The organism is Sphingopyxis selenitireducens (assembly GCF_051550705.1).
In the GTDB taxonomy this organism is placed as follows: Bacteria; Pseudomonadota; Alphaproteobacteria; order Sphingomonadales; family Sphingomonadaceae; genus Sphingopyxis.
The window spans coordinates 64,234-83,464 of record NZ_JBPULG010000005.1 but is presented as its reverse complement, the minus strand read 5'-3'; the positions used below and the strand labels follow the sequence as shown (position 1 = coordinate 83,464).

Here is a 19,231-nt window from a genome sequence, read left to right as displayed (position 1 = left end):
GACCGCATCGGGTGACACCGATGCTCTGCGGCCCATATCTCCCCCCTGATTCAGGGTCTTTGCATCGGCGTCACCTGCTTGATTTTTTCAATCAGGAGGCCCTTTTATGACTCTCAATGCCCGTCTTTACCGACTGACCGTCCTGCATCGCCAGATCGACGATGCGTTGCGCCGCGAGATGCGGCGACGCGGCGCCGATCCATTCCGCCTGTTGCGGCTCAAGGCGCTGAAGCGGACGATCAAGGAACGGCTGATGAAGCCCGCTCTACGCCCGGCGTTCGCTCACTAAATTCAACATAATCGACGACCGGGACGCTGCCCTGCAAGGGGCGGCGCTCTCGGCGTATATCAGGGATGATTTTCATGGAATTTCTGTTTGCCGACTGGCTGGGAACGCCGGTCTGGTTCTGGCTGGCCTTTATCGGGCTGGTCGTCGCGCTCACCGCCTTTGACCTTGGAATCCTGAACAAGGAAAACAAGGAAATGGGGATCAAGGAGAGCTTGAAGCTCTCCACGCTCTATATTGGCATCGCGCTTGCGTTCGGCGCGTGGATCTGGGTGGAGAAAGGCGGAGAGGCGGGGCTGCAATATTATACCGGCTTCTTCATCGAAAAGGCGTTGTCGATCGACAATATCTTCGTCATCTCGTTGATCTTCGCAACCTTCGCCATTCCGCCGCGCTTCCAGTATCGCGCGCTTTTATGGGGCATTGTCGCGGTGATTGTGCTTCGCGGGATCATGATCGCGGGCGGCGCGGCTCTCGTCACCGAATATGGCTGGCTGCTCTATGTCTTCGCGGCATTTCTGGTGTTCACGGGCGTCAAGATGCTATTCGCGGGCGACAAGCCGATGGACGTTGCGGGTAACCCGGTCGTCAAGTGGCTGTCGCGCCACATACCGATCACCCACGAACTGCACGGCGAGAAATTCTTCGTGCGCGTGCCGGATACGAAGACGGGCAAGCTAGCGCTGGCGGCGACACCGCTGTTCCTCGCGCTTGTCGTCATCAACCTTGCCGATCTGGTGTTCGCGGTGGACAGCGTGCCCGCGATTTTCGCGATCACGACCGACACCTTCATCGTCTATACGTCGAACATCATGGCGATCCTTGGCCTGCGTGCGCTCTATTTTGCGCTCGCGGCGATGGTCCATCGTTTCCACTATCTGAAATATGCGCTCGCGCTGGTGCTGGTGTTCATCGGGTCGAAGATTTTCGTCGCCGATTTCATCCTCGGCGGCGACAAATTCCCGCCGCTCGTCAGTCTCGGCGTGACCGTCGGCTTGATCGCGGGCGGGGTCATCTGGTCGCTCGTTAAGACGCGCAGCGAGGATGAGGCCTCTTTGACGCACGGCTGATTTTAAAACGAGGACGCCCGCATCTCTTTGAGGTGCGGGCGTTCCGGCCGCTCAAATGGCGAGAAGCAGCGTATCTTCTTCGTGCGGCGCGGCGGGCTCGAATGAGGGCAGCGGGTCGAAAGTTTCTTCTTTCAACTCGGTCGCGCCAAGGCCGTCGAGCTTGAAATGTCCCAGTCGCCGTTCCTCGGGCGATCGCCAATTTTTGTTCAGATTCAACGCGCTGATGAACAGGTCGCCGCGGCGTTCGAACATCTGATGCGGCGCAAGTTCCATGACATTGCCATTATATTGAGCGGTGACCGTGCGTCGGCGCGCGATCGCTTCCATCAGTTTCAGGCGGGTGTCGCTCATGATGGGGTCGCCCCGGGGGAGAGGGTGAATAGGTTGTGCATTGCAACATAATGCCCGCGTCACGCGCTATGGGCAAGCGCAGAATCGACAATCTGGTTTACGAACTGGTCTGAACAGCTCCCGGCAAAGGCAAAAAATGTCCGCCGAAAGCTGTTAAGCTTCCGACGGACAGGCTTTCCTCCCCAGGAAAGCTCGGGAGGTGAGGGGCTAGCAAGGCACCCCGCACCAAATCTCTTCACGCGGTTGGTTCACGCCGCAAACTGGTTCCCTCTGCGGACTTTAGGCCGCAAACTGGTTCATCGTATTGTCTTTGCCAGCGGCTTTCAGAGCAGCTTCGCCGGCGAAATACTCCTTGTGGTCGTCGCCGATGTCGCTGCCCGACATATTCTGGTGTTTTACGCAGGCGATGCCTTGGCGGATTTCGGCGCGCTGGACCCCCTTGACGTAGCCCAGCATGCCTTCATCGCCGAAATATTCCTTCGCGAGATTGTCGGTCGACAGTGCCGCGGTGTGATAGGTCGGCAGCGTGATCAGGTGGTGGAAAATCCCCGCCCGCTTCGCCGAATCGCGCTGGAAGGTCCGGATGCGGTCGTCGGCTTCATCACCGAGCGGCGTGCCGTCATAATCGACGCTCATCAGCTTGGCGCGATCATAGGCGCTGACGTCCTTGCCGTCCTTTTCCCAAGCGTCGAACACCTGCTGGCGGAAGTTCAGCGTCCAGTTGAAGCTCGGCGAATTATTGTACGCGAGCTTCGCATTGGGGACGACTTCGCGGATGCGGTCGACCATGCCGGCAATCTGTTCGATGTGCGGCTTTTCGGTTTCGATCCACAGCAGGTCGGCGCCATTCTGAAGCGAAGCGATGCAGTCCATGACGCAACGGTCCTCGCCGGTTCCCGAACGGAACTGATAGAGATTAGAGGGCAGGCGCTTCGGGCGCATCAGCTTGCCGTCGCGGTTGATCAGCACGTCGCCGGGATTGCCCGCGCCGGTGACTTCTTCGCAATCGAGATAGCTGTTATACTGATCGCCGAGGTCGCCGGGTTCCTTCGAGACCGCGATCTGCTTGGTCAGGCCAGCGCCGAGGCTGTCGGTGCGAGTGACGACGATGCCATCCTCGACGCCGAGTTCCATGAAGGCGTAGCGGCAGGCGCGGATCTTCGCGATGAAATCCTCGTGCGGCACGGTGACCTTGCCGTCCTGATGACCGCACTGCTTTTCGTCCGAGACCTGATTTTCGATCTGAAGCGCGCAAGCGCCAGCTTCGATCATCTTTTTCGCGAGCAGATAGGTCGCCTCGGCGTTGCCGAAGCCTGCGTCGATGTCGGCGATGATCGGCACAACGTGCGTTTCATAATTGTCGATGCTTGCCTGAACCTGCTTCGCCTTAAGTTCGTCCCCCTCGGCGCGCGCTGCGTCGAGTTCGCGGAACAGGCCGCCAAGTTCACGGGCGTCGGCCTGGCGCAGGAAAGTGTAGATTTCTTCGATCAGCGCCGGAACGCTGGTCTTTTCGTGCATCGACTGATCGGGCAGCGGGCCGAATTCGCTGCGCAGCGCTGCGATCATCCAGCCGGAGAGATAGATGTAGCGGCCCTTGACGGTCCCGAAGTGCTTCTTGATCGAGATCATCTTCTGCTGCGCGATGAAACCGTGCCAGCAACCGAGCGACTGGGTGTAGTTCGCGGGGTCGGCGTCATAAGCGGCCATGTCGGCACGCATGATACGCGCGGTGTAGCGTGCAACGTCAAGGCCGGTGCGGAACTTGTTCTGGGCGCGCATGCGAGCGACGCTTTCGGCGCTGATGCCGTCCCACGTGCCGTCATAGTCGCGGATCAGGCGGCCCGATTGCGCCATGTCTTCTTGATAGCCCATCATCTTGTCCTTGGCTGCGCCCGGCGGGGCGTTGGGGGGTGATGGACATGATTTGCCTGCCATTGCGTCCAAAGTGAAAAGCTTTGTCAATTATTCTTGTGAAATATGGCGCATAAGTGTAAAATGGCATGTAAATTAGTAAAGAAAGTTACAATCTATGGCGGGGCGACGGGTGTTTGCCGGACCGGCGGTGCGCAAGGTCCGGCGCGAGGCGGGGTTAACGCAGGCGGCGATGGCCGACGCACTCGACATCTCGCCCAGCTATCTCAATCTGATCGAGCATAGCCAGCGACCGCTCAGCGCCACGGTGATTGTGCGGCTGGCCGAACGTTTCGGTTTCGACGCGGCGAAGCTTGGCGCCGACGAGGTTCCGGGCGGGCTCGCGGGACTCCGGCGACGGCTCGCCGATCCGCGCTTCGCCGACCTCGGCATCGGGGCGCAGGAGGTTGAGGAGTGGCTGCAGACCGCACCCGCAACCGCCGCCGCCTTTGCCCGGCTTTTTGACCGCGCAGGCGATGCTCCGGCCACCCCGGCGCTCGCTGAAACCCCCGAAGTCGATGCGGTACGCCGCGCGATCGAGAAATGGCGCAATCATTTCGCTGATCTCGATGCGCGCGCCGAGGAGCTCGCCGACGAACTGCGGCTCGCGGGCGGCGATCTGTACGGCACAATCGCCGAACGGCTGCGCTCGCGTCACCAGCTCGGCATTCGCATTTTGCCCAGCGATGTCATGCCTGACCGGCTGCGCTGGCTCGACTGGCACGCGCGGCAATTGATGCTCAACGAACTGCTCCGCCCCGCCTCGCGCACCTTTCAGGCCGCAGCGACGCTCGCGCAGATCGAGGCAAAGGCAGAGATTGACGCGCTGGTCGCGGGCGCCGAATTCGCCGAGGCCGCTGCGGCGCGCCTGTTTGAGCGCCACCTGATCCATTATTTCGCCGCCGCGCTGATGATGCCGTACAGCCGCTTCCTGCGCGCGTGCGACGCAACGGGTTATGACCTGCTGCTGCTTCAGCGGCGTTTCGGCGCGGGCTTCGAACAGGTGGCGCACCGGCTGACGACGCTCCAGCGCGTCGGCGCGCGCGGTCAGCCCTTTTTCATGCTGCGCATCGACCGCGCGGGACAGGGGAGCAAGCGTTATGCCGGGGCGAGCCAGTCGCCGCTCGTCGATGGCGATGCGCGCTGTCCGCTTTGGGGTGTCCACGAGGCCTTCGCCCGCCCGGGCGAAGTGATCGCGGATCTTGTCGAGCTGGAAGACGGATCGCGCTGGTTCACCCAGTCGCGCAGCGTCGCCGCTCCCGGTGCAACCGGGAGCGGCACGCCGGCGCGCTTTGCGGTGTGCGTCGGCATCGATGCTAAGGTTGCCGCCCCGCTGATCGCCGCGCGCGGTATCGATCTGATGCGCAGTCCCGCGACCCCGATCGGGCTTGGGTGTCGCCGCTGTACGCGAACCGGATGCGTCCAGCGATCGACCCCGCCGCTCGGCCGTCCGCTGCGGTTCAGAGAGGGCGAGCGCGGGGTGAGCGCGTTCGACTTTGTGGGGGATTGAAAACGGTGGGAAACCGCCCGAAAGCGGGGGCACTCAGATCAGGCTAACAGATCAGCCAGCGCGGTGTCGTGCGGCTGAAATTGGCGTAGTCGGCGCCGAAAGCATGCGCGAGATGCGCTTCCTCGATCCGCACCTGGATATGGCAGGCAAACGCGAAGGCAACGGCGGCGGCCCAGCCCCACCAGAGCCCGACCGCGAGCGCGGAACCGAGAGCCATTGCGATCATCCCTGCGAAAATCGGATTACGGCTGAACCGGAATAAACCCTCCGTGATGAACAGCGGCGCGTCGTCTGTGCGAACGCCGACGCGCCAGGCGTTGCCCATCTGGCGCTGGGCGACGATTACGAAAAGGGTTCCGGCGCTCATGAGCGCGGTCCCGGCCGCGAGAATCGCGGGCGCGCTATGGATCGAACCGGCCGCGAGCAACGCGGTCGCCGCGACGAGAACCACGATCGACAGCGCGAAGGCAAGGCCGGCTGCGCGCTGGATACCGCGCGCTTCGAAGAAGGCCCACGCTCGGGCGCCGGATTTGGCGACCGCCCGACCGCGGATCAGCGTCATGCCCAGAACGAGAAGGAAAAGCAGCAGAGGGGCGAGCGACAGCATCGGACATTTCCTTGTGAAAGGGGTGATGCAACGCTCTTACACTCTGTAGTCACTACAGGGTCAAGTGCGCCCTTTGGTCAAGATTGTCCGGGCTCAGTTGCGGACTTTCGCTGCCGTGCGCACGTCTTGCGACCGGGCGAGCGGCATCACCAATATATCGTCGCCGTCGACGATGACTGCGACATTATCCATGCCGATCAGCGACACACGCTTGCCGGACGCCCGGACCAGATTGCCCCGGCTGTCGTGGAGAAATACATCGCCCATTGCCGCATTGCCGTCGGCGTCCTTGCCTGTCGCCAGAGCGTGAACGGTCTGCCAGCTGCCGAGATCGGACCAGCCCATCTGGACCGGGACGACGGCGACACGGTCGTCCTTTTCCATCACCGCATAGTCGATCGAATCGGAAGGGGCTTTCTCGAACGCGATGGCGTCGGCGTAAAACGCGTCCCCATCGTGCATTCCGGCCGCGACGGCTTCGTCTGCCGCTTCGAAAATCGCGCGGCAATGGGTGAGCATCGCGTCGCGCATCCGTCCCGCGCGAAACAGGAAAATTCCGGCGTTCCAACTATAGCCGCCCGCCGCCAGCATCGCCTCGGCATCGGCGAGCGGCGGCTTTTCGATAAAGCGGCTGACCGCAAAGCCTTCATCACCGAGCGCTGCGCCGCCTGCGATATAGCCAAAGCCGGTGTCGGGACGATCGGGGGCGATGCCGAAGGTGACCAGCCAGTCCTGCTGCGCGAGCAATACTCCCTTGGCGATTGCGGCGTGAAAGGCGGGGACATTGGCGATGACATGGTCGCTGGGCATGACGAGCAACAGAGTATCAGCGTCGGACCGCGCGACGGCGAGCGCGATCGCGGCGGCGGTGCTGCGCGGCATCGGCTCGACCAGCAGCGAAGCTTCGGCCAAGCCCATTTGTTCGCGGACGAAGGGGACATGGGCATCGCCGCACAGGATGATCGGCGAAGCAAAAGTTTCCCCTGGCGGAACGCGCGCGACGGTTTGCTCGAACAGGCTGGGGCCGCCGGTCAGCGGCAGGAACTGCTTGGCATGGATTCCTCGAGATTCAGGCCAAAGCCGGGTCCCGGCGCCGCCGCACAGGATAATCGGTTGGATCGTTGCGGTCATGGAGTTCCGTCTATCCTCTTGCGGTGCGGGGACATTCGCCTGCGTGCAGGGAATATGAGAAGTGTAAAATTAACCGACACTTCACCCCTGTAACCTACTATGCGGATCCGAAAGGGCGCAATGCTTTCCGATGTTCAGGCTGTTTAAACATTATGTTCCGCGCGCAGTCGTATGGCTGGCGCTGATCGAATTTCTTGCGCTGATCGCTTCGGCGGAGGGGGCCTGGCATCTTTATGCCTATCAGGCGGGTTTCGATGCCGGAGCGCTGGCTGACCGCAGCCTGCCGCTTGCGACTTTCGCTGTCGCCACTTCGCTCGCGATGATGGCGACGGGTCTCTACGGGAGCGAAGCGCTGCGCTCGATGGGTTTTGCTACGGCGCGGTTGTTGGCCGCGGTATCGCTGGGGGTGATCTTCCTGTCGGTCGTCGGCTTCCTGTTTCCCACCGCGACCTTGTGGCGTGCGAACAGCTTCTACGCGATGGGACTGGCGATCGCGGCCTTGTTCCTGATCCGCCTTGTGCTGACCCAAACGGCGGGCGCCGATGCCTTTCGCCGCCGCGTTCTTGTACTCGGCGCCGGGCCGCGTGCGGCGCGACTGGCCAAACTCGCGAACGAGCCGGGCAGTGGGCTGATCATGGCGGGCTTCGTCGCTATGTCATCGGCCGAAAAGACAATTGCAGACGCGGTTCCGCGCGCTGCGATCGATAACCTGTCCGACTACGTCGTCGAACTGGATGTCGGCGAGGTGGTGCTGGCCGTGGAGGAACGGCGCGGCGCGCTGCCGCTGACCGACTTGCTGCGCGTCAAGACGACCGGCGTGTACGTCAATGACATCGCAAGCTTCATCGAGCGCGAAACGGGTCGCATCGACCTCGCGACCACCAATCCCAGCGGGCTGATCTTTTCCGACGGATTCTCGGCGGAGCAACGTATTTCCAAGGTTGCCAAGCGCCTGTTCGACATTCTCGCAAGCTTCGCCGTGCTGGTGATCGGACTGCCGTTGATCCTGGTCGCCGGGATTGCGGTCAAGCTCGATAGCAAAGGGCCGATATTCTATCGCCAGTCTCGCGTCGGCCTGTTCGGTGAGACCTACCAGATCGTCAAAATCCGTTCGATGCGGACCGATGCCGAGGCCGCAGGGCAGGCGGTGTGGGCGAGCGAAAATGATCCGCGCGTCACCCGCGTCGGACGCATCATCCGCCAACTGCGTATCGACGAATTGCCCCAGATCTGGTGCGTGCTGAAGGGCGAGATGAGCTTTGTCGGGCCGCGCCCCGAACGACCGGCGTTCGTCGAGGAGCTGGAGCGCGAACTGCCTTATTATGCCGAACGCCATATGGTGAAACCCGGCCTGACAGGTTGGGCGCAGATCAACTATCCTTATGGCGCGTCGGTCGAGGACGCGCGGGTGAAGCTGGAATATGATCTCTATTATGCCAAAAACTATTCCCCCTTCCTCGACCTGTTGATCCTGCTCCAGACCGTGCGCGTCGTGATGTGGCCCGAGGGCGTACGGTAAGCCATGACGGCGCTTGCGGGCCTGTCGCATCTTTTATCCGGATTGGCGTTCGTCGGTTTTGCCGGTGTCACCCTTTGGTTGCTGACACGGGTTCGCGGCCGGATGGCGGCGCTGATGCCCGTGCCGGGCCGCCTTGTCGCCGCCGCCGCTGCGATGGGGCTGTGGTGCGCCGCGCTATACGCCTTTCTTCCAGGATCGCCGCATGTGCTGATGGCACAGGCCGTGCGGGACATTATGATGCTGGTCTGGATCGCCGGAACTTTCTGGTCGTCCCAAGCGCCGATGTCGCGGTCGTTGCGTCTGATCCTGCGGCTTCTTGCGGCGACCTGCGTGACTACGCTTTTGCTGGGTGCAGCGGTGCTTTGGGGCGTCGGCGATAGCGGCGGCGTCTGGTTCCGTGGAGGGCTGGCGAATTCCGTGATGATCGTCGCGGTGGGCGGGCTGTTGATTGTCGATACCGGCGTGCGGCGCGGGGGTTCGGGGCTGCGCACTCCGGTCCTCGCGGTCGCGGGCGGCTTTGCGATGCTCTGGGCTTATGAACTCAACGCCCAGCTGATCGGCGCGCTGACCGGTAAACCTGCCTTGACGCTGATCCTGCTGCGACCAGCCGTTGCCTTATTGATCCTGCCTATTTTTGTCGTCGCCGCGATGGATGTCGGGCGCGAACGAATGCGTCTGTCGCGCCCGGCAGCGATGCGGACGATCATATTGCTGGCTGCGGCCGTCTATCTGATCCTGATCGGTTTGGCTGGAGCCGTCGCGCGGTTGATCGGCGGCGATTATGGCGACCTGGCGCAGGGGCTTTTCCTGATAGTCGCACTGGGGTCGGGGGGGCTCTTGTTCCTGTCGGCGCGCGCCCGCGCTTGGTTGTCGGTCATGATAACCAAGCATTTCTTCGAGCATCGCTACGACTATCGAGCCGAATGGATGCGTTTCACTGCGACGCTGGGGCAGGGCGGCGGCGATGATGATCGTAACCTTCATCGCCGCGTTGCAAAGGCGCTTGCCGAATTGACGGGCAGCCCTGCCGCGCTGCTGATGTTGCCCGATGCACAAGGCGGTTTTCGCGTTGCGGATCAATGGCACTGGCCGACCGAGCCCCACGAAGGGGCACATCTGTCGCTGCGCTCGGCTTTCATGCTTCAGGAAACCCGGCATATTGTCGACCTCGACGCGCAGCGCCACGGCAAGAACGGCGCGGCGGAGGGTTTGGCGATCCCCGACTGGCTGATTGCAGACGCGCGCGCGTGGGTCGTCGTGCCGGTGCTGCATTTTCAGCGCATGATCGCCGTCGTCGTGCTTCACCGTCCCGCCGTGTCGCGTGCGCTCGACTGGGAAGACCTCGACGTGCTGCGTATCGCGGGGCAGCAGGCGGCAAGCTATCTCGCCGAATCGCAAAGCCAGCAGGCCCTGTCCGAAGCCCGCCGCTTTGACGAGTTCAACCGCCGCTTCGCCTTCATCATGCACGACATCAAGAATCTGGCGAGCCAGCTTTCGCTGCTCGCGCGCAACGCCGAACGCCACGCCGACAACCCCGAATTCCGCGCCGACATGGTGCAGACGCTGAAAATTTCCGCCGGGAGGCTCAGCGACCTGCTGGTTCGCCTTTCGCCGCGCGAGCGCGGTCGCGCCGCGTCGGTGGAGCGGACATTGATCGAGCCCCTGCTGAATGCCGTCGCGGCCGAGGTGCAGCCACGCCGCGCGCTGTTCGCGGGCTGCCAGGCGGGGCTCGCAGCGTGGGGCGATGCGGCATCGATCCAGCAGATCGTCCAACATCTGGTGGCAAACGCCATCGACGCTTCGGCGCAAGAAACGCCCGTACAGGTGATCGCCGTCGCCGAACAGGCGCGGGTGCGGATCGACGTGATCGACCAGGGCAAGGGAATGAGCCCGGCGTTCATCCGCGACGAACTGTTCAAACCCTTTGTCTCGACAAAGGAGGCAGGCTTTGGCCTCGGTGCGTTCGAGGCGCTGGGGTTAGCGCAGGCGATGGGCGGGACGATCGATGTCGCGAGCGAGCCGGGGCGAGGGAGCAGCTTCACCTTGTGGCTGCCGCTGGCCGAGGCGCACAGCGATGCGCGGCTCGCTGAAGATATGAGGAAAGCGGGATCGAAATGAGCGAGAGCGGTGCGAACGCCAGAAAACTGTTGGTGATTGAAGATGACCCGGGGCTGCAGGCGCAGCTCAAATGGGCCTATGACGGATATCAGATATTGATCGCTGGCGACCATGACAGCGCCATCGAATTGCTGCGTGCCGAAGAACCCGCAGTGGTGACGCTCGATCTCGGCTTGCCGCCGGATCCCGACGGGACGCGCGAGGGGTTTCGGACGCTGAAGGCGATCCTCGAGATCAAGCCCGATACGAAAATTATCGTCGTGTCCGGCCATGGCGAACGCGCCAGCGCGCTGGCGGCGATCGCCAGCGGCGCCTGGGATTTCTATCAAAAGCCGATTGATATCGACGAATTGGGGCTGATCGTCCGCCGCGCTTTTCATGTCCGGGATCTGGAGGTCGAAAATGCCCGGCTTGCCGGGCAGGGGGCGAGCGACAATCATGTTCTGGGCGGGATGATCACCGGCGCGCCCGAAATGCAAAAGGTCGCGCGGACGATCGAGCGCGTCGCCAATCTGGGGGTTTCGGTCATGCTGCTCGGGGCGAGCGGTACAGGCAAGGAACTGCTGGCCCGCGGGCTGCATGAAGCGAGCGGGCGCCGCGACGGGGCTTTCGTTGCGATCAACTGCGCCGCGATTCCGGAAAATCTTCTGGAAAGCGAGCTGTTCGGGCACGAGAAGGGCGCTTTCACCGGCGCAGTCAAGACCACCGAGGGCAAGATTGAACTGGCGCACGGCGGTACCCTGTTCCTCGACGAGGTCGGCGACATCCCATTGCCGCTTCAGGTCAAGCTGCTGCGCTTTTTGCAGGAGCGGACGATCGAACGCATCGGCGGGCGCAAGGCGATTGCGGTCGACACGCGCATCGTCTGTGCGACGCACCGCAACCTCGACGCGATGATCGCCGAGGTAAGTTTTCGCGATGACCTCTATTACCGGCTGGCCGAAATGGTCGTGAAAATCCCCTCACTCGCTGAACGGCCGGGCGATGCAGTCCTACTGGCGCGCCACTTTCTGCACCAATATGCGCCCGAAATGAACCCTGCGGTGCGCGGCTTTGCGCCCGATGCATTGCAGGCGATCGACGAAGCGCGCTGGCCGGGCAATGTCCGGGAGCTTGAAAATCGTATCAAACGCGCCGTCATCATGGCCGACGGCAAGCTGGTGGTGCGCGAGGATCTCGACATGGCGGGTGGGGATGGAGAGGATGACGAAGCCTGGCTGAATCTGCGGAGCGCGCGCGAGGCAGCCGACCGCGTGGCGATCCGCCGTGCGATGATGCAGAGCGAGGGCAATATCTCGCTCGCCGCGAAGTTGCTCGGAATCAGCCGGCCGACGCTCTACGATCTGCTTAAGCAATATCGGATGCAGGCCTGAGTGATTGCGCGACGTTTCTGGATAGGCTTGTTGCCGCTGGCATTCTTGCTTGCCGGGTGCGACGGTACGCGTCCCGAAGCGTCGCGCATGATGCTCGAACAACAGCGCGCTGCGCTGCAATCGGTGATTGCCGATAACCCGCAAGCGATCGTCGAGCGTATTCAACTGGCGCGTGTCGCTTTCAGGCTCGGCGATGGCGTCGCCGCCGAAGCTGCCGTGCGGGGTGCGATCGATGCGGGTGGCAAGGAGGCGGCGCTGCGTCCACTGCTGGCGCGCGCCTATGCGATGCAGGGCGACGGCAGTCGTGCGCTTCAGACGCTCGACGCCGGCCCGATCATCCCCGAAATGATCGGCGAAGCGGCGTGGGTGGCGGGCAATGTTCACCTCACCAATGGTGACTTGGGCGCCGCGCGCGATGCCTATGACCGTGCGGTGCGCGAATTGCCGCGCGACGCCGCCCTTTGGGTCGACGTCGCGCGCTTTCGTGATGCCAATGCGGACACGCTCGGCGCTCGCGACGCGATCGACTTTGCAATCGAACTCGACAAGAACAACAGCGGGGCGCTCGCCTATAAGGCCAATCTGATCCGCACCGAACAGGGGCTGAGCGCCGCGCTTCCATGGTATGAAGCTGCGCTGACGGCCGATCCCGACAACGCCGCAGCGCTGATCGATCAGGCGGCTGCCTTCGGCGACCTCGGCCGCTATCGCGACATGCTCGGCGCGCTGCGCCATGCCGCAACGCTCGTTCCCGGCGAGCCGCGCATCTATTATCTGCAAGCGGTGCTCGCCGCGCGCGCTGACAATTACCGGTTGGCGCGCAGCCTGTTGCAGCGGACGCGTGGCAAGATGGACGATGTGCCCGGCTTCATGCTGCTCAGCGCCGTCGTCGAATTGCAACTGGGCGGCGAAGCCGTGGCCGCGACATGGGCCGAACGTTTGCTGGCCGAACAGCCGAACAATATCACCGTGCGGCGCATATTGGCGGTTGCCGACTGGGCCGATGGCGATGCGGCCGCGGCCGCCGAGGCACTGGCGCCGATCGTCGATCGGGCCGACGCTGACAGCTGGTCGCTGCTGCTCGCCGCGCGCGCTGCGTCGGAACTGGGACGGCAGGGCGAAGCATCAGCCTATCTGGATCGCGCGGCGACGCTCGGACGCGGGGATGCCGCACCCTTTGCGGTCGATATGGACTATGGTCTGCTGACCGCGCTAGCGGACGCCGAACCGCTCAACCCGGCGCATGCGATCCCAGCGATTTCGGCGGATATCTCAGCGGGCAACACCGCGCGTGCGATCGAGCGCGCGGCGAAGCTGCGCGATGCGAACCGCGGCGTTGCCGACGCCCATATATTACTCGGCGATGCGGCGCTTGCGGGCGGCCGCTTTGGCTTGGCAGTCGAAGCGTTTCGCGCCGCGCGCGCGCTCGATGCCGGCGAACGCACAACGCTGCGGCTTGCCAATGCCCTGTACCGTGCGGGCGATCCGGCGGGATCGGGCGCCGCCATTCTTGCGCTGCGCAACAGCCAGCCGTCGAGCATCGCCGCCGATCGATTGGCGGGCCACCTCGCGATGGACATCGAGCATTGGGATCAGGCGATAGATCATTTCGAGCGGGTCCGCCGCCGGGTCGGCAACCGCGATGTCGTCATCCTGCGCGAACTGGCGCAGGCATGGGCAGCGAAGGGCAACCGTGACCGCGCGCTGCCGTTGATCGCGCGCGCTTATCGGCTCCAGCCGCTGAACGCCGAAATCATGAACCTCTATGCCGATCTGTTGGCCCAGCGGGGCGATATGCAGGCGGCGGCGGACCTCCGCGACAAGGCGGTACAGATCGGGCGTTGAACTGGTTCAGGCGTCCGCGATATCCAGCAATGTTCGCGCATCAAGACCGATGCGGCGCATTTGTTCGGCGACCGGTGGCCAGACATTGGTCAGGAAATCTTCCCGCATCAGGCTGCGCAGCCGATCGGTCGCGCCCATCGCGACGAACATGCCGACTCCACGTTTCACGATGACCAGCCCTTCGTCCTGAAAGGTCTGATAGGCCTTGGCCACGGTCAGCGGATTGGCGCCCTGCTCGGCTGCGAGCGAACGCACCGAGGGAAGTATGTCGCCGTCGCGAAACTGGCCATCGAGAATCGCGTTGGCGATCACATCGCGCAAGCGTTGATACACGGGTTTGGACTGATCGAGCATGCCGCTTTAATGCCATAAGACAGCAGCACAGTCAAACATGGTGGGTTACAAAATGGGGGTTTCAGTTGAAACTAAATGTCCCAAGATCGGACCACCTCATCATATTCGGGCCGTGGCCGTTCATCGAGATCCCTCGACGCGGTGCCGATGAAGAAATAGCCCACGATCGTATCGCCTTCGCCCGCACCAAATGCGGCCGCTACTTCGCGACTATAGGCTGCCCAGCCGGTCAACCAGCTGCCGACGAAACCATGTGCATGCGCGGCGTGGAGCAGGTTCATCCCCACCGCGCCCGCTGACATCTGCTGTTCCCAAACCGGAACCTTGCTGCCCTGGACCGGGGTGGACAGAAGGACGAGCAAGGTGGGCGCCTGCCGGGCGAACTGTTCAAGCGCTGAAAGGTCCATGCCCGCGGCCCCGGGATTCGCTTTGACCCACGCCCGTTTGAGCAATGCGGCCAAAGCGTCGCGCTGATCCCCCCCGACGGTGACGATGCGCCAGGGCGCCAGCTTGCCATGGTCGGGGGTGCGCAGCGACAGCGCTATAATCTCACGGAGCTGGGTGGCATCGGGGCCGGGCGCGATCATGTCGCGCGCTTTGCCCGAACGGCGGGTGGCGAGATGGGCGAGCAGTGTCGAGCGATCATTGAACATGGTTCGCCATGTGGCGTTTTCCGTGCCGCAACGCAAGTGTTGCGAGCGATTCGCAATAAATTCCGGTGCGTCGCAACCGGTTTCAGGCGCAATTAGATTCTTCCCATACGCAATTTTCGCGCTAGGGTCGTTCCATCCGCTCCCCGTTTCGAGGGGGCCAAGCAACCAAATACCAGGGAAGGGTCGCCATGACCAAAGCCTATGCCCAGCACGGGGATGCCGCCGGGACGTTTCTCGGCCACCCGAAGGGCCTCTTCGTCCTCTTTTTTGCCGAGATGTGGGAGCGATTTTCCTATTACGGGATGCGCGCGCTCCTGATCTTCTACCTCACCAAGCACTGGCTGTTTTCGGACGGGGAAGCGGGGGTCATCTATGGCGCCTATACCGCGCTCGTTTATATCACCCCGGTACTCGGCGGCTATCTTGCCGACCGCTGGCTGGGGCAGCGAAAGGCGGTGCTGTACGGCGCCATATTGCTGACCTTCGGCCATTTCATAATGGGTTTCGAAGGCGATGGCGGACAGGACCCGGCCAGCCTCAGCATCTTCTGGCTCGCGCTCGCTTTCATCATCGTCGGTTCGGGCTTTCTGAAAGCCAATATTTCGGTGATCGTCGGCCAGCTCTATCCGCGCACCGACGTGCGCCGCGATGGCGCCTACACCATCTTCTATATGGGGATTAATCTCGGCGCGGCGATCGGCTCGCTGCTTTGCGGCTATCTGGGCGAGGTTTACGGCTGGGCCTATGGCTTCGGTGCGGCAGGCTTTGGTATGCTCGCCGGATTGATCGTCTTCGTCGTCTTCAAGCCGCTGCTGCTCGGCCGCGGTGAACCCGAAAATCCTGAGAAGCTGGCCGAGCGCGTGTTCGGCATCAAGTTCGAATGGCTGCTCTATCTCGTCGGTCTTGGCGCTGTCGTCATCTGCTGGTGGCTGGTGCAAAATCAGGCTCTGGTTGGAACCTTGCTTGGTCTCGCCGGCCTGATCCTCGTTCTCTATGTCATCGGGACTGCGGTGATCAAATTGCCCCGCGAGGATCGTGACCGCATCTTTGCCGCGATGTTCCTGATCCTCGGTTCGATCCTGTTCTGGGCCCTCTTCGAACAGGCCGGATCGTCGCTCAACCTGTTCACCGACCGCTATGTCGACCGCGGCGATGTTCCGGCCTCGGTGTTCCAGTCGATCAACGCCATTTACATCGTTCTGCTGGCGCCGCTGTTCGCCGGGCTGTGGACCTGGCTTGGCCGCAAGGGGATGGAGCCGTCGACCCCGGTCAAGTTCGGCCTGGCGATGCTCCAGCTTGGGCTTGGTTTTTACATCCTCAAATGGGGTGCCGAAGCGGTCGGGATGGGCAATGCGACGCCGGTCCTGTTCATTTTCCTCATCTATCTGTTCCACACCACGGGCGAGCTTTGCCTGTCGCCGGTCGGGCTTAGCGCGATGAACCGGCTCGCGCCGGCGAATATGGCCAGCCTGATCATGGGAACCTGGTTCTTCGCGTCGGCCACCGGCAATTTCGTCGCAGGTCTGATTGCGGCTGCCACCGGTTCGGAAAAAGCGAGCGGTGAGGGCGCGGGCAAGGCGCTGGTGCTGGATGTCTACAGCACGATCGGATTGTGGGCGGTCGGTTTCGGCGTATTGGTGATCGTCGTGTCGCCGTTGATCAAGAAGCTGATGCACCTCGACACGCTGCGCGATGCCGACGATCTGGCTGGCAAGGGCGAGCTTGGCGAAGCGCAGGCTGCGGGCATGCATCCCGAACGCAAGGGGGCGTAATCATGATCCGGGGCGTGAAGGGCAGCCTGCTGGCTGCGGTATCGCTGGCGTTCGCCGGTTGTGCGGCGACGGGCGGCGAGGCGAATTCGGCGGGCGATACGCCCGCCGCAACAGCTGACAAGCCGGCAAAGTTCAACAAGGATCCCTATCCTTCGACCTATAAGCCCTATGCAGGGCGGGTCACCGCTGTTCGCAACGTCACCATCTTCGACGGTGAGGGCGGGCGGATCGACAATGGGACGATCCTGCTGGTGAACGGCAAGGTCGAACGCGTCGGCGGCCCCGACACCCCGATTCCGGTGGACGATGTCGCGGTCTTTGATGGCACCGGCAAGTTCGTCACCCCCGGCGTCATCGACATTCACAGCCATTTGGGCGATTATCCCAGCCCCGGCGTCGATGCGCATGACGATGGCAATGAGGCGACCAGCCCGACGACTCCCGAAGTCTGGTCCGAACACAGCGTCTGGCCGCAGGATCCGGGTTTCAGTCGCGCGCTCGCCAATGGCGGCGTCACGAGCCTTCAGATCCTGCCCGGCAGTGCGAACCTGATGGGCGGCCGTTCGGTCACGCTGAAGAATGTGCCATCGCGCACGGTCCAGGGGATGAAATTCCCCGGGGCGCCTTATGGCCTGAAAATGGCGTGCGGCGAGAATCCTAAGCGCGTCTATGGCGGCAAGGGGCGAATGCCCTCGACCCGCATGGGCAATTTCGCGGTCAACCGGGCGACCTGGCAAAAGGCGGCGGCGTACAAAAAGAAGATGGACGACGGGAAAGCCGTCGACCGCGACCTCGCTATGGAAACGCTCGCGGGCGTTTTGTCGGGCGAAATCCTCGTCCACAATCATTGCTACCGCGCCGACGAAATGGCGCTGGTGATCGATATGAGCAAGGAATTCGGTTACAAGGTCTCCACCTTCCACCATGCGGTCGAGGCATATAAGATCGCCGACCTGCTCAAGGACGAAGGCATTTGTGCCGCGCTGTGGGCCGACTGGTGGGGCTTCAAGATGGAAGCCTATGACAGTGTGCCTGAAAATATCCCGCTGACTTATAAGGCGGGCGCTTGCACGATCGTCCATTCGGATGACGCCAACCAGATCCAGCGGCTTAATCAGGAAGCAGCGAAGGCGCTGAAGGCCGGCCGCCGCATGGGAATGGAGATCAGCGACGAACAGGCATGGACCTGGCTGTCGTGGAACCCGGCAAAGGCGCTCGGGATCGGCGACAAGACGGGCAGTTTGAAGCCCGGCAAGATGGCGGACGTCGTGCTGTGGAACGGCAATCCGTTCAGCGCCTATACCCGCCCCGAAAAGGTCTGGATCGACGGTGCGTTGATGTTCGATGCGATGGACCCGAAACGGCGGCCGGTGAGCGATTTCGAGCTCGGCCAGCCGGGCGAAGGGGATGTGAAATGATGCGTGCCCTTTTGCTTTCCGCCGCAGCGTTGATTGCGCTTCCAGCTGCGGCGCAGGATATCGCGATCACCAACGCGCGGCTCGTCATCGGTGACGGCAGCGCACCGATCGAAGGCGGCACGGTTGTCGTGCGCGGCGGCAAGGTCGTCGCGGCCGGCGCCGGTGTTGCTGTCCCTGCCGGGATCGAACGCGTCGATGCCGAAGGCCGCTGGGTCACCCCGGGGATCGTTGCGGCGTTCAGCCGCGTCGGGCTGGTCGAGGTCGATGCGGTCAGCGGTACCAATGACCGGTCGGCGACGCGCACGCGCTTCTCGGCGGGGCTCGATATCGCGCCTGCATTGAACCCTATGGGTTCGCCCGTCGCGGTCAACCGCGCGGCAGGCGTCACCCGCGCGATCGTCGCGCCGGGGAGCAGTAGCAATTTGTTCGCCGGGCAGGGCGCGGTCGTCGATCTCGCCGACGATATGGACATGGTAACGCGCCCGCGCGCGCTCCAGTTCGTCGCATTCGGGGAAGATGGCGCAACGAAGGCTGGCGGCAGCCGCGCCGCGACTTTCCTGCTCTTCCGCGAACAATTGCTCGCGGCGCGCAGCTATGCCCGCAATCCCGCTGTGCTGGCCGAATGGGGCAATGATGCGATGATCCAGCGTGCCGACGCTGACGCGCTGGTGCGCGTGATCGACGGCACGACGCCGCTGTTTGTCCGCGTCGATCGCGCGGTCGATATCGTGAATGTGATCAAGCTGAAGGGCGAATTTCCGGCCCTGAAGCTCGTTCTCGTCGGTGCGACCGAAGGCTGGCTGGTCGCGCGCGACATTGCGGCGGCGAGGGTGCCGGTACTGGTTTCGCCGTTGACCGATCTGCCAGGTAGTTTCGAACAACTGGGCGCGACCCAGTCCAACGCCGGACGGCTGAAGGCTGCCGGGGTCGATGTGTCGGTTGGTGTGTTCGACGACGACGACGCGCATAAAATGGGATATGCTACGCAATATGCCGGGAATTTGGTCGGATTGACCAGAGTTCCGGGAGCGAGCGGCATGAGCTGGGATCAGGCTTTTGCCGCCATCTCCAGCGCGCCGGCGCGCGCTGTCGGGATGGACGGCAGCATCGGGTCGCTCAAGGCTGGCCGTGTCGGCGATGTCGTCGTCTGGGATAATGACCCGCTCGAACTTGGCAGTCGTCCGACGATGGTCTGGATCGATGGCAAGCGTCAATCGCTGACGACGCGGCAGGATCGTTTGCGTGACCGTTATGCGACCCCGCAAGAAGGCGGGCTGCCCAAGGCCTATGACAGATAGACGTCGCGCCTGACC

Annotated in this window: 16 protein-coding genes; 10 read left to right on the top strand and 6 right to left on the bottom strand. The window is 62.9% G+C overall.

Going from position 1 to position 19,231, the window contains the following annotated elements; all coding sequences use genetic code 11:
- Nucleotides 1-106: 106 nt before the first annotated feature.
- Together ACSYDV_RS16455 and ACSYDV_RS16450 are read left to right on the top strand one after the other, a co-directional pair.
- Nucleotides 107-289 (top strand): DUF465 domain-containing protein, encoded by a 183-nt coding sequence (locus ACSYDV_RS16455; RefSeq protein WP_438324914.1) that lies wholly within the window; start codon nt 107-109, stop codon nt 287-289.
- A gap of 74 nt (nt 290-363) precedes the next feature.
- Complete coding sequence (locus ACSYDV_RS16450) at nt 364-1,356, top strand: TerC family protein (RefSeq protein ID WP_438324913.1); 993 nt, start codon at nt 364-366, stop codon at nt 1,354-1,356.
- 51 nt (nt 1,357-1,407) lie between these two features.
- Here the strand turns inward: ACSYDV_RS16450 and ACSYDV_RS16445 are convergent, their stop codons facing one another.
- Nucleotides 1,408-1,707: a WYL domain-containing protein gene (locus ACSYDV_RS16445; protein ID WP_438324912.1), complete on the bottom strand. Its 300-nt coding sequence runs from the start codon at nt 1,705-1,707 to the stop codon at nt 1,408-1,410.
- 279 nt (nt 1,708-1,986) lie between these two features.
- Nucleotides 1,987-3,579 (bottom strand): isocitrate lyase, encoded by a 1,593-nt coding sequence (locus ACSYDV_RS16440; protein WP_438324911.1) that lies wholly within the window; start codon nt 3,577-3,579, stop codon nt 1,987-1,989.
- Nucleotides 3,580-3,736: 157 nt separating this feature from the next.
- Here ACSYDV_RS16440 and ACSYDV_RS16435 point away from each other — a divergent pair, with 157 nt between their 5' ends.
- A complete protein-coding gene (locus tag ACSYDV_RS16435) occupies nt 3,737-5,128 on the top strand; it encodes a helix-turn-helix domain-containing protein (protein WP_438324910.1) in 1,392 nt (463 codons plus the stop codon).
- Between the two features lie 43 nt (nt 5,129-5,171).
- Here the strand turns inward: ACSYDV_RS16435 and ACSYDV_RS16430 are convergent, their stop codons facing one another.
- The gene (locus ACSYDV_RS16430) at nt 5,172-5,735 is read right to left on the bottom strand and encodes a methyltransferase family protein (RefSeq protein WP_438324909.1); all 564 of its coding nucleotides are present in this window, start codon (nt 5,733-5,735) and stop codon (nt 5,172-5,174) included.
- Between the two features lie 93 nt (nt 5,736-5,828).
- Nucleotides 5,829-6,866, bottom strand: coding sequence for a mannose-1-phosphate guanylyltransferase (locus ACSYDV_RS16425; protein WP_438324908.1), 1,038 nt, complete (start codon nt 6,864-6,866; stop codon nt 5,829-5,831).
- Nucleotides 6,867-6,996: 130 nt separating this feature from the next.
- Between ACSYDV_RS16425 and ACSYDV_RS16420 the strand changes: the two genes are divergently transcribed.
- The 4 genes from ACSYDV_RS16420 to ACSYDV_RS16405 are packed head-to-tail and all read left to right on the top strand — an operon-like array spanning nt 6,997 to nt 13,721.
- Complete coding sequence (locus ACSYDV_RS16420; RefSeq protein ID WP_438324907.1) at nt 6,997-8,385, top strand: TIGR03013 family XrtA/PEP-CTERM system glycosyltransferase; 1,389 nt, start codon at nt 6,997-6,999, stop codon at nt 8,383-8,385.
- Between the two features lie 3 nt (nt 8,386-8,388).
- Nucleotides 8,389-10,503: an XrtA/PEP-CTERM system histidine kinase PrsK gene (gene prsK / locus ACSYDV_RS16415; protein ID WP_438324906.1), complete on the top strand. Its 2,115-nt coding sequence runs from the start codon at nt 8,389-8,391 to the stop codon at nt 10,501-10,503.
- A complete protein-coding gene (prsR, locus tag ACSYDV_RS16410) occupies nt 10,500-11,876 on the top strand; it encodes a PEP-CTERM-box response regulator transcription factor (RefSeq protein WP_438324905.1) in 1,377 nt (458 codons plus the stop codon). Before prsK ends, prsR begins: the two co-directional genes overlap by 4 nt.
- 30 nt (nt 11,877-11,906) lie before the next feature.
- Nucleotides 11,907-13,721 carry a tetratricopeptide repeat protein gene (locus ACSYDV_RS16405; protein ID WP_438324904.1) on the top strand — a complete coding sequence of 605 codons (1,815 nt, stop codon included), beginning with the start codon at nt 11,907-11,909 and terminating at the stop codon, nt 13,719-13,721.
- Nucleotides 13,722-13,727: 6 nt separating this feature from the next.
- Here the strand turns inward: ACSYDV_RS16405 and ACSYDV_RS16400 are convergent, their stop codons facing one another.
- On the bottom strand, nt 13,728-14,075 hold the full coding sequence (locus tag ACSYDV_RS16400; RefSeq protein ID WP_438324903.1) for a GntR family transcriptional regulator: 348 nt from the start codon (nt 14,073-14,075) through the stop codon (nt 13,728-13,730).
- 71 nt (nt 14,076-14,146) lie between these two features.
- Nucleotides 14,147-14,728: a nitroreductase family protein gene (locus ACSYDV_RS16395; RefSeq protein ID WP_438324902.1), complete on the bottom strand. Its 582-nt coding sequence runs from the start codon at nt 14,726-14,728 to the stop codon at nt 14,147-14,149.
- Nucleotides 14,729-14,916: 188 nt separating this feature from the next.
- On the opposite strand from ACSYDV_RS16395, the gene ACSYDV_RS16390 reads away from it, so the two are divergent.
- The 3 genes from ACSYDV_RS16390 to ACSYDV_RS16380 are packed head-to-tail and all read left to right on the top strand — an operon-like array spanning nt 14,917 to nt 19,216.
- Nucleotides 14,917-16,500: a peptide MFS transporter gene (locus ACSYDV_RS16390; RefSeq protein WP_438324901.1), complete on the top strand. Its 1,584-nt coding sequence runs from the start codon at nt 14,917-14,919 to the stop codon at nt 16,498-16,500.
- Between the two features lie 2 nt (nt 16,501-16,502).
- On the top strand, nt 16,503-17,918 hold the full coding sequence (locus tag ACSYDV_RS16385; RefSeq protein ID WP_438324900.1) for an amidohydrolase: 1,416 nt from the start codon (nt 16,503-16,505) through the stop codon (nt 17,916-17,918).
- Nucleotides 17,915-19,216: an amidohydrolase family protein gene (locus ACSYDV_RS16380; protein WP_438324899.1), complete on the top strand. Its 1,302-nt coding sequence runs from the start codon at nt 17,915-17,917 to the stop codon at nt 19,214-19,216. The genes ACSYDV_RS16385 and ACSYDV_RS16380 overlap by 4 nt, the downstream gene beginning before the upstream one ends.
- Nucleotides 19,217-19,231: the final 15 nt, after the last annotated feature.

Coding starts and splice junctions, on each gene's coding strand:
- ACSYDV_RS16450 (WP_438324913.1), top strand. CDS start 364: ATGGAATTTCTGTTTGCCGACTGGCTGGGAACGCCGGTCTGGTTCTGG.
- ACSYDV_RS16380 (WP_438324899.1), top strand. CDS start 17,915: ATGATGCGTGCCCTTTTGCTTTCCGCCGCAGCGTTGATTGCGCTTCCA.
- ACSYDV_RS16400 (WP_438324903.1), bottom strand. CDS start 14,075: ATGCTCGATCAGTCCAAACCCGTGTATCAACGCTTGCGCGATGTGATC.
- ACSYDV_RS16445 (WP_438324912.1), bottom strand. CDS start 1,707: ATGAGCGACACCCGCCTGAAACTGATGGAAGCGATCGCGCGCCGACGC.
- ACSYDV_RS16420 (WP_438324907.1), top strand. CDS start 6,997: ATGTTCAGGCTGTTTAAACATTATGTTCCGCGCGCAGTCGTATGGCTG.
- prsR (WP_438324905.1), top strand. CDS start 10,500: ATGAGCGAGAGCGGTGCGAACGCCAGAAAACTGTTGGTGATTGAAGAT.
- prsK (WP_438324906.1), top strand. CDS start 8,389: ATGACGGCGCTTGCGGGCCTGTCGCATCTTTTATCCGGATTGGCGTTC.
- ACSYDV_RS16430 (WP_438324909.1), bottom strand. CDS start 5,735: ATGCTGTCGCTCGCCCCTCTGCTGCTTTTCCTTCTCGTTCTGGGCATG.
- ACSYDV_RS16390 (WP_438324901.1), top strand. CDS start 14,917: ATGACCAAAGCCTATGCCCAGCACGGGGATGCCGCCGGGACGTTTCTC.
- ACSYDV_RS16385 (WP_438324900.1), top strand. CDS start 16,503: ATGATCCGGGGCGTGAAGGGCAGCCTGCTGGCTGCGGTATCGCTGGCG.
- ACSYDV_RS16395 (WP_438324902.1), bottom strand. CDS start 14,728: ATGTTCAATGATCGCTCGACACTGCTCGCCCATCTCGCCACCCGCCGT.
- ACSYDV_RS16455 (WP_438324914.1), top strand. CDS start 107: ATGACTCTCAATGCCCGTCTTTACCGACTGACCGTCCTGCATCGCCAG.
- ACSYDV_RS16440 (WP_438324911.1), bottom strand. CDS start 3,579: ATGGGCTATCAAGAAGACATGGCGCAATCGGGCCGCCTGATCCGCGAC.
- ACSYDV_RS16425 (WP_438324908.1), bottom strand. CDS start 6,866: ATGACCGCAACGATCCAACCGATTATCCTGTGCGGCGGCGCCGGGACC.
- ACSYDV_RS16435 (WP_438324910.1), top strand. CDS start 3,737: ATGGCGGGGCGACGGGTGTTTGCCGGACCGGCGGTGCGCAAGGTCCGG.